The organism is Massilia sp. LXY-5, assembly GCF_059801075.1.
On sequence record NZ_JBNNEH010000007.1, the window covers coordinates 270,245 to 277,796 of the forward strand.

8 protein-coding genes are annotated in these 7,552 nt (G+C 64.4%); 4 read left to right on the top strand and 4 right to left on the bottom strand.

Features of this window, described 5'->3' with window-relative positions; all coding sequences use genetic code 11:
• Positions 1 to 163: 163 nt before the first annotated feature.
• On the bottom strand, positions 164 to 874 hold the full coding sequence (locus tag ACI48I_RS22450; RefSeq protein WP_498575451.1) for a phosphoglycolate phosphatase: 711 nt from the start codon (positions 872 to 874) through the stop codon (positions 164 to 166).
• Positions 874 to 1,545 carry a ribulose-phosphate 3-epimerase gene (rpe, locus tag ACI48I_RS22455; RefSeq protein WP_192051504.1) on the bottom strand — a complete coding sequence of 224 codons (672 nt, stop codon included), beginning with the start codon at positions 1,543 to 1,545 and terminating at the stop codon, positions 874 to 876. Before rpe ends, ACI48I_RS22450 begins: the two co-directional genes overlap by 1 nt.
• 161 nt (positions 1,546 to 1,706) lie before the next feature.
• Here rpe and apaG point away from each other — a divergent pair, with 161 nt between their 5' ends.
• Positions 1,707 to 2,081 (top strand): Co2+/Mg2+ efflux facilitator ApaG/CorD, encoded by a 375-nt coding sequence (gene apaG, locus ACI48I_RS22460; protein ID WP_193687239.1) that lies wholly within the window; start codon positions 1,707 to 1,709, stop codon positions 2,079 to 2,081.
• Positions 2,082 to 2,092: 11 nt separating this feature from the next.
• On the opposite strand, the gene ACI48I_RS22465 is transcribed toward apaG, so the two are convergent.
• Positions 2,093 to 2,230: a hypothetical protein gene (locus tag ACI48I_RS22465; protein WP_193687238.1), complete on the bottom strand. Its 138-nt coding sequence runs from the start codon at positions 2,228 to 2,230 to the stop codon at positions 2,093 to 2,095.
• Between the two features lie 11 nt (positions 2,231 to 2,241).
• Here ACI48I_RS22465 and mltA point away from each other — a divergent pair, with 11 nt between their 5' ends.
• A complete protein-coding gene (gene mltA / locus ACI48I_RS22470; protein ID WP_498575452.1) occupies positions 2,242 to 3,489 on the top strand; it encodes a murein transglycosylase A in 1,248 nt (415 codons plus the stop codon).
• A gap of 16 nt (positions 3,490 to 3,505) precedes the next feature.
• Here the strand turns inward: mltA and ACI48I_RS22475 are convergent, their stop codons facing one another.
• A complete protein-coding gene (locus ACI48I_RS22475) occupies positions 3,506 to 4,804 on the bottom strand; it encodes an MFS transporter (RefSeq protein ID WP_498575453.1) in 1,299 nt (432 codons plus the stop codon).
• 73 nt (positions 4,805 to 4,877) lie between these two features.
• Between ACI48I_RS22475 and ACI48I_RS22480 the strand changes: the two genes are divergently transcribed.
• The gene (locus ACI48I_RS22480) at positions 4,878 to 5,654 is read left to right on the top strand and encodes an enoyl-CoA hydratase (protein ID WP_193687236.1); all 777 of its coding nucleotides are present in this window, start codon (positions 4,878 to 4,880) and stop codon (positions 5,652 to 5,654) included.
• Between the two features lie 3 nt (positions 5,655 to 5,657).
• A complete protein-coding gene (locus ACI48I_RS22485) occupies positions 5,658 to 7,220 on the top strand; it encodes a phospholipase D family protein (RefSeq protein ID WP_498575454.1) in 1,563 nt (520 codons plus the stop codon).
• The last annotated feature ends 332 nt before the right edge of the window (positions 7,221 to 7,552 follow it).

The following is a 7,552-nucleotide window of genomic DNA, read 5'->3' on the forward strand; positions in this document are numbered from 1 at the left end:
GATGGGCGGCGGTGGTGGTAAAAAACCTGCCGGCGTACGTGCAGCCGGCAGCAATCAAGACGGGTTCAGTTAGCCCAGGATTGCCAGCGTCGCCAGACCCAGGCCTCAAGGGCGCCGGTCTGGTTGACGGTGAGTTTTTTAATGGAGAACATGTATAGATGAGTTAGTTTTCGGTGCTGTTGTGCGCACGAACGAGCTCGGCGGCATCCAGTAGCGAATTAACTATACCATCGGAATCGATGTCTTGCACAGGCCTTCCGTGGTTATAACCATATGGCACTGTGAGCACATAGCAACGCGCCGCGCGCGCCGCTTCGGCATCGTTCGAGGAGTCGCCGATCGCGACCACGGCTGACGGCGCCAGGTCGAAATCCGCGCACACCTGCAGCAGGGGCAGGGGATCGGGCTTTTTGCGCGGCAGCGAGTCGCCGCCGTAGACCAGCTCGAAAAAGGGCGCGAGCCCCTTTTGCGCCAGCAGCGGCGTGGCGAACGCGATCGGCTTGTTGGTCACGCAGGCCAGGCGCAGGCCGAGATCGCGCAGCGCCGCCAGGCCCTCGAGCACGCCCTCGTAGAGCACGCTTCTCTCGCCGTTGATCGCGAGGTAATGGCGCTGGTAAGACGCCATCGCCTCGTCAAAAACAGCATCGATGCGGGCGGCATCGTAGTCGAGCGCCAGCACGTCGCGGATCAGCTTCTCGGAACCCTTGCCGACCATGGGCTTGATGATGTCCTGCCCGATCGGCGCGAGCTTGAATTCGGCGCGCATGCCGTTCAGGGCCAGTTCAAAGTCGGGCACGGTGTCGAGCATCGTGCCGTCGAGATCGATGATGGCGGCCCTGATGGCCGCCGCAGTGTTTCCGAAAGCGGGACGCATTACTTGCCGACCGTTGCCAGTTCGGCGCGCATGGCGTCGATCACGGCCTTGTAGTCGGGCTTGCCGAAGATGGCCGAGCCGGCAACGAAGGTGTCGGCACCGGCGGCGGCGGCCGCTGCGATGTTCTCGGCCTTGATGCCGCCATCGACTTCCAGCATGATGTCGCGGCCCGATTCGTCGATCAGGCGGCGCGCGATCGCGATCTTCTTCAGCGCTTCCGGGATGAAGGACTGGCCGCCGAAGCCCGGGTTGACCGACATGATCAGGATCATGTCGATCTTGTCCATCACGTGCTCGAGGTAGTGCATCGGCGTGCCCGGGTTGAACACCAGGCCGGCCTTGCAGCCGTGGTCGCGGATCAGCTGCAGCGTGCGGTCGATGTGCTCGGACGCTTCCGGGTGGAAGGTGATGATGTTGGCGCCGGCTTTCGCGAAGTCGGGGATGATGCGGTCGACCGGCTTCACCATCAGGTGGACGTCGATCGGCACCTGCACGTGCGGGCGGATCGCCTGGCAGACCAGCGGGCCGATGGTGAGATTCGGCACGTAATGGTTGTCCATCACGTCGAAGTGGATGATGTCGGCGCCTGCCTCGACGACGTTGCGGACTTCCTCGCCCAGGCGGGCGAAATCGGCGGACAGGATGCTGGGAGCGATGCGGTAGGTGGTCATAAGTAAGGTGGCACTGCGTGGCAGTGCGGTTGGTTGAAGCCGCTATTTTACGCCGAGCCGATTCCGCGCTGTTATACCCACCTGCGCTGCCCCGTTTTGCCTGGCGGGGTATCATGGGCTTTTGCGCACCCGCGTCTCCACCAATAAGAAAGAAGGAAGCCGTGGCTACCTACGATTTCACCGTTACCGTCCGTACCAAGTACCTGGCCGAGCAAAGCAAGCCGGATCAGGACGAATATCTGTTTTCCTACACGATCACGATCCGCAATACGGGCGAGGTACCGGCCCAGCTGATCTCGCGCCACTGGGTCATCACCGACGCCAACAACCGGGTCCAGGAAGTGTCGGGTCTGGGCGTGGTCGGGCACCAGCCGCTGCTGAAACCGGGCGAAGAGTTCGAATACTCGAGCGGCACGCCCTTGGGCACGCCGCAGGGCTCGATGCACGGCGAGTACTTCTGCGTGGCCGAGGACGGCCACCGCTTCGAAGTCAGGATTCCGGAATTCGTGCTGACGCTGCCGAGCATGCTGCATTAAGCGCCCAGGCTCTACGGCGCGCGCGGCGGCTCGTCCTCCTGGCGCAGCGGCCGCTTGCGGGTTTCGGGGCGGCCGTGGAACATCGTCCACCAGACGATCAACACGAGCAGGAAGAACGCCACGCCCGCTTCCAACATCAAGATCCACATAGACTGTCCTTATGCAATCGATACGCCGCAGAGTACCACGCAGTTTATCCACTTCGCTCGCCCTCGTCGCCCTTCTTTTGGCCGCCTGCGGCACGCCGCCGACCGCGCCACCGCCGGTGAAACAGCAACCGGTCCCACCGCCGCCATCGAAGCAGCCCGACATCGTAATGCCGCCGCCGGTCGGCCCGGTCGCGATTCCGGTCCCGACCCCGACCCCGCCGCCCGTGCCGCCGATGACCCCGGTTTCCTTCGAATCGCTGCCCGGCTGGCAGGGCGACGACCTGCGCCAGGCCTGGCCGGCGTTCATCGCCTCCTGCCGCGTGCTGGCGAAGAAGCCGCAGTGGAGCCCGGCCTGCGCGGCGGCGCCTGGCGTCGATGCGCGCGATAACGCCGCCATCCGCCGCTATTTCGAGACGTATTTCGTGCCGAACCAGATGCGCATGCCCGACGGCGCCGACACCGGCCTGATCACCGGCTATTACGAGCCGATGCTGCGCGGCGCGCGCAAGCGCGGCGGCGCCTTCCAGACCCCGCTGTACCGGGTCCCGGACGACCTGATCACGGTCGACCTGGCGTCCGCTTATCCGAGCCTGAAGAACATGCGCCTGCGCGGCCGCCTGGTGGGTAAAACCGTGGTCCCGTACAGCACCCGTGCCGAGATCGAGCGCGCGCCCTTGAACGGCAAGGAACTGGTCTGGGTCGACGACCCGGTCGAGGCCTTCTTCCTCGAGGTGCAAGGTTCGGGCCGGGTCCGCCTCGACGACACCGGAGAAACGGTGCGCATCGCCTTCGCCGACCAGAACGGCCATCCCTATAAAGTGATCGGGCGCTGGCTGGTGGAGCAGGGAGAATTGCCGGCCGACGGCGTCTCGGCGCAGAGCATCAAGGAGTGGATTGCGACCCACCCGGCGCGGCGCCAGGAACTCCTGAACGTCAATCCGAGCTATATCTTCTTCCGCGAGGAGCGCCTGCCCGACCCGAGCGTCGGCCCGAAAGGCGCGCTCGGCGTGCCGCTGACGCCGGAGCGTTCGGTGGCGGTCGACCCGGGCCAGGTGCCGCTGGGCGCGCCGCTGTTCCTCTCCACCACGCATCCTGTGGATGGCGCACCGATCCAGCGCCTGATGATGGCGCAGGATACCGGCGGCGCCATCCGCGGGGCGGTGCGGGCCGATTTCTTCTTCGGCTTCGGTGGCAATGCGGCCGAATATGCGGGGCGGATGAAGCAGCGCGGGAATGTGTGGGTGCTGTTGCCGAAGTAAGGATCAGTCGTTCACCTCAGTCGTTCACATCGCGCAGCCGGGTGCCGGCCAGCGCCGCCACCGTCAGCACGAGCGCACCCGCAGCCACGCAGGCCAGGCCGGTACGCACGCTGAAACGCTCGGCCAGTGCCCCGGCCGCCAGCGCGCCCAGTGGAGCGCTGGCCACGGTCAGCGAGCGCATGGTCGCCACCATCCGGCCGAGTACGGCATCCGGCGTCACGCGCTGGCGCAGGGCGATGTAGGGTACGAAGAACAGGGTCGCGCCGCAGTCGAGCAGGAACACGACGCTGCCGTAGGCGAAGGCGGTCGCTGCCGCGCTGCCCAGCAGGGCAGTGGGAATCGCCGGCATCAGCACGAAGCCCAGCGCGCACACACATAAACCGGCGAGGATTGCGCGCCCGGTGCCGAACCGTGCCGACAAGGGTTTCACGAGGATCGAGCCGGCCAGGATGCCGGCGCCGCCGAGCATCTGCGCCGTCCCCATCACGCCCGGCGCCATGCCCAGTACGCGGGTGGCGAACAGCACGTGCAAGGCCAGATAGCCATAGAACAGGAAATGCCAGGCGCCCGCCGTGCAGGCGAGGGTACGCAAAACCGGATGGCGCCACACGAAGGCCAGGCCTTCGCGGATGTCGTGCAGCGGATGCGCCGTCGACGCTGCAGGTTCCGGTTCGCGCGCTCCGATGCGGCGCAGGTTGGCCAGCGAAATGACGAAGCCAGCGACATTGCACAGGATGGCGATCGGCGCGCCCAGCAGCTGCACCAGGGCGCCCGCCATGCCGGGCCCGATCAGGCGCGCGGCCGATTCGGTGCCGGCGAAGCGGGCGTGGGCGTCGACCAGGCGCTCGCGCCCGACGACGAAGGTGAGGAAGACCTGCTCGGCACTGCCGCCGACGGTCAGCCCGGTGCCGAGCACGAAGCCGACCGCATACAGCCAACCGATCGTCAGCGCATCGAACCACCAGGCCAGCGGCACGCTCGCCAGCGCGGTCGCGACCATCACGTCGCTGCACATCATGATCGGCAGGCGCCGGCGGCGGTCGAGCAGGACGCCGGACGGCAATCCGAACAGCAGGAAGGGCAGCGATTCGAGCGCCGCCAGGGTGCCCATCTGGCTCGGCGTCGCATGCAGCATGAGCACCGCGCAGATCGGCAGGGCGAGCAGGGTGATCTGGGAGCCGAACTGGGTGAGCGCACTGCTCAGCCAGAGGCGGCGGAAGTCGGCGCTCTGCAGCAGGCCGTCCGCGCTGAGACGGGAGAGGGTATGGCGTATCGTTGCGATGATCGGCTCGTTCCAGGCTTGCTTAAATCGCAATGATACCTGCCTTTCCCGGCCGTGGAGGCGCTACAATCGCGGCACTGATCAATCCCTTATATAGAGGTGTCCCATGGAATACGCTGACCTGCTGATCGAAAACCACGGCAAAGTCGCCGTGATTCGCCTGAACCGCCCGAAGGCGATGAATGCGCTGAACGACAACATGATGAACGAGCTGGGCGACGCTCTGTACAAGTTCGACGCCGACCCGTCGGTGAATGTCATCGTCCTGACCGGCAGTGAAAAAGTGTTCGCGGCGGGCGCCGACATCGCGGCCATGGCCAATTACACGTATGCCGATACCTATCCAGGTAACTATATTGGCCGCAATTGGGAACACATCCTGAACGTGCGCAAACCGGTGATCGGCGTCGTCGCCGGCTACGCCCTGGGCGGCGGCTGCGAACTGGCGATGATGTGCGACTTCCTGATCGCCGCCGACAGCGCGAAATTCGGCCAGCCGGAAATCAAGGTCGGCGTGACCCCGGGTGCCGGCGGTACCCAGCGTTTGCCGCGCACGATCGGCAAGGCGAAGGCGATGGACATGCTGCTGACCTCGCGCATGATCGACGCGGCCGAGGCCGAGCGTACCGGGCTGGTGTCGCGCATCTTCCCGGCGGATAAGCTGATGGAAGAAGCGCTGGCGGTGGCCAATACCATTGCCGAGATGCCGGTATCGGTGGCGATGGCGATCAAGGATTCGGTCAACCGCGCCTTCGAGACGACGCTGACCGAAGGCGTGCGCTACGAGCGCCGCTTCTTCCATGCGGCTTTCGGTACGCCGGCGCAGAAGGAGGGGATGTCGGCCTTCCTCGCCAAGCGCAAGGCAAATTTCGAGGGGATGTAAGCGATGCGGGCGCCGGCCTTGTTGAAAGGGGCTGCGGCGCTCGCGATCGTCGCCGCGGCGGCAGTTGGCTGTCGTTCGCTGCCGCTTCCGCTTCCGGGCGCCCGCATCACGACGGTGGCGCCATTCGACACCGGTGCGACCAAACTGGGCCAGGCAATCGGCCCCCTCGCTGCCGCCCATCCGGGGCACTCCGGCGTCATCGCCTTGCCCGATGGCCGCGACGCCTTTGCCGCCCGCGTGCTGCTGGCGCGCAGTGCGGAGCGCAGTCTCGATGTTCAATACTATCTCTGGCATAACGATCTCACCGGTGTGCTGATGTTCGATGCACTGCGCGAGGCAGCCGCGCGGGGAGTGCGGGTCCGCCTGCTTCTGGACGATAACAATACCGACGGACTCGATCCGGTCCTGGCCCTCCTGGATGCGGACCCGAATATCGAGGTGCGCCTGTTTAACCCCTTTCGCATGCGCGCCTGGCGCGGCCTGGGCTACATGCTCGATTTCGGCCGCCTGAACCGGCGCATGCACAACAAGTCCTTCACGATCGACAATCAGGCGACAATCGTTGGGGGACGCAATATCGGCAACGAATACTTCGGTGCGGCGGGCGACATGCTGTTCGTGGACCTCGATGTGCTCGCCGTCGGCCCGATCGTCCGGGACGTGTCGCAGGACTTCGACCGTTACTGGAACAATGCCTCGGCCTATCCCTTTTCGATGCTCGTCGACTCCGGCACGATCGCCCCCCAGGCTGCGCTCGCACTGGCCGAACGCGCGAGGCTGTTACGCGGACGGAACGAGGCGCAACGCTATCTCGAGGCGATCCGGGTCTCGCCATTTGTCGAGCAACTCATGCAGCGCAGCTTGCCACTGGAATGGAGCCTTGTCCGCCTCGTCAGCGATGATCCGGCCAAAGTCATGGGAACGGCCGATCCGGAAGACCGGGTCGTCGTCCAGCTCCAGCGCCTGTGGGGGCAGCCGGAGCGCCAACTCGATCTCGTCTCTCCGTATTTTGTACCAGGGAGCGAAGGCGCCACGGCCCTGGCCGCGATCGCCCGGCGCGGGGTGACGGTGCGTGTGCTGACCAATTCCCTGGAGGCGACCGACGTCGCGGCAGTGCACGCCGGCTATGCCAAACGGCGCCACGAGCTGCTGCGTGCGGGTGTCCAGCTCTTCGAACTGCGCCGCAGCGGGGATGCCGACCGGCCGGACGTCCGTCGCGGACCGCTCGGCAGTTCCACATCGAGCCTGCATGCGAAAACATTCAGCGTCGATGGCCGCAGCGTATTCGTCGGTTCTTTCAATATGGACCGGCGTTCGATCGACCTGAACACCGAAATGGGCTTTGTAATCGACAACCCGGCCATGGCTCAACGATTACACGGGGCACTGGAACAGCGGATGCCGGAGCGGGCATACGAGGTGCGTCTCGACGGGGAGGGCGAGCTGGTCTGGATTGAGCGCTCCGAGGGAAAAGCGGTCCGGCATACCCGCGAACCTGGCATCAGCATCTGGCGACAAATGGCTGTCCGCATCCTCTCGCTCCTGCCCATCGACTGGCTGTTGTAGAAAGTCACGAACGGGCCTTGCGCACTTCGGTGTCGCTTCGCTATAATTCGCCTCCTGCTGAAAACGACAACGAAATCAAGTAGTTGTGTTGACAACAGGTGCCGAAGTACTGCGGTGTAGCAAAAAAGAAGTTGACGAGAAACAGAAATTGCTTCATAATCTTCTTCCTCTGCTGCTGACGAACAAAACGATTCGCAGAACACAGCAAGGCAGTACCGAACAAGTTCTTTAACAATTAACAGTCGATAAGTGTGGGCGTTTGATGAAGGTGCCAAGAGCTTCGGTTCTTGATTACTTAAATTATCAAATGTTCACAAAAAAGAAATACGTTG